This window comes from Shewanella sp. AC91-MNA-CIBAN-0169 (genome assembly GCF_040310165.1).
GTDB lineage: Bacteria > Pseudomonadota > Gammaproteobacteria > Enterobacterales > Shewanellaceae > Shewanella.
The window spans coordinates 1-231 of the sequence record NZ_JBEOPM010000212.1; the positions used below are offsets into that span (position 1 = coordinate 1).

At 45.9% G+C, this 231-nt stretch carries 1 pseudogene; it reads left to right on the plus strand.

Annotated features, from left to right (window positions below):
- Positions 1 to 231: pseudogene (locus AAEY98_RS22720) on the plus strand (EamA family transporter RarD); the annotation flags it as partial.

The window sequence follows — 231 nt, forward strand, 5'->3', positions numbered from 1 at the left end:
GTATGGCACCATATCTTGGGCGACGTTATTTGTCTGCTTGGGTTATCCGCCTTATTATCTATTACGTCGTAAATTAGCGGTACCGCCGATTACTGGCTTGGTCTCTGATCTGATCTTGCTGTCACCCGTTGTCATTATTGCTCTGTATATGAGCGGTGGGTTTGAAGTAGCCTTTGATACCAGTAAGCTGTGGTATTTCTTACCGTTATTAGGGATTATCAGCGCCGCAGC